Raw genomic sequence first — 1526 nt, 5'->3', positions numbered from 1 at the left:
GACAAGCTGATGACGCTGCTGATCGGTGACCTCGACAATCGCCAGACCGGCCTGAGCGCCGCGCAGAAGGGTGCCATCACCGGCCAGGCCGGGCTGACATTCATCGGCACCCAGTTGAATAACCAGAACGGCCTGCTCAACGCCGTGGGCGTGATGACGCTACAGGCCGACACGCTGCTCAACGGCCAGGGTCGCATCGCCAGCCAGAACAACCTGAGCGCCACCGTCGACACCGTGACCCAGCAGGGCGGTGAACTGGTGGCCCAGGGCACCCTGACCCTGACCGGCCAGCGCCTGGACAACCGGGCCGGTGGCCTGGTGGGTGCCACAAAAGCGCTGAAACTCGAGGTCGACGCCATTGATAACCGCGCCGGCGAACTCTCCAGCCAGGTGGGCGTGGACGTCATCGGTGAACAACTCAATAACCGCGACGGCGGCAAGGTGCTGGCCGGGACCGTCCTGCAACTGCTCGTCGAGCGGGTCATCAACGAGAACAAGGGCCTGCTGTTCGGCCAGACCCTGACCCTGGACGGTAAACGCCTGGACAACGCCGGGGGCACCCTGGCCAGCCAGCAGGCCCAGACCCTGACCCTGACCGGCGCCCTGGACAACCGCGGCGGTCTGCTCAGCAGCGAAACGGCATTGACGGTCAAGGCCGATTCCCTGGACAACACCGGCGGCACGCTGTCCAGCGCCGAGGCGCTCAAGGTCACCACCGACGGCGCGCTGATCAACCAGAGCGGTTCGATCACCACCGATGCGGCCCTGACGGTGGTCAGCGCCAGCCTGGACAACAGCCAGAAAGGCAAGCTGTCCGGCCTGGGCGCCACCACCGTCACCACCGGTGCCTTCGACAACAGCCAGGGCGGACAACTGACCAGTAGCGACACCCTGGAACTGATTGCCGGTAAAGTCATCAACCAGAGCGCGGGCCGTATCGCCAGTGCGCTGGCCCTGACCGCCAGCGTCACAAGCCTGGACCAGCAGGGCGGCGAGCTGTTCAGCAACACCAGCCTGAGCCTGGACCTCAATCACGGGCAACTGAACAACCAGGGCGGCCTGATCAACAGCCCCGGCGCGCTGCTGCTGAAAAACCTCAAGGCGGTGGACAACCAGGGCGGCGAAATCTCCAGCGCCCAGGCCTTTACCCTGACGGCCCACAGCCTGGACAACAGCGGCGGCAAGCTGCTGAGCAGCCAGGGGCTGACCCTGGACCTGGTCGAGTTTTTCAGAAACCTCAAGGGCACCGTGTCGGCCACCGGCCTGAACATCGACAGCGACAGCCTGGACAACGCCGAAGGCCTGATCAGCAGCCGGGCGGGTATGATCCTCACCGTCGACCAGGCCCTGAGCAACGTCAAAGGCACCGTGATTGCCGATGGCGACCTTGAAATAAGCGCCGCGACCGGCAACAACGCCCAGGGCGAGATGTCCAGCAAGAAAGCCCTGACCGCCGTGATCGGCAACCTGCAACAGCAGGGCGGGCAACTCTTCGCCCTGGGGGCGCTGAGCCTGACCGGCGACAC

The 1526-nt window shown here is 65.5% G+C and carries 1 pseudogene; it reads left to right on the top strand.

Going from position 1 to position 1526, the window contains the following annotated elements:
* A pseudogene (locus K5D32_RS25675) lies at positions 1–1526 on the top strand (adhesin); the annotation flags it as partial.

Origin of the sequence: Pseudomonas cichorii, from assembly GCF_019719005.1 — a bacterium.
Lineage (GTDB): Bacteria > Pseudomonadota > Gammaproteobacteria > Pseudomonadales > Pseudomonadaceae > Aquipseudomonas > Aquipseudomonas cichorii_E.
Note: the sequence above shows the minus strand (reverse complement) of the source record. Positions and strands in the feature narration are given on the sequence as shown.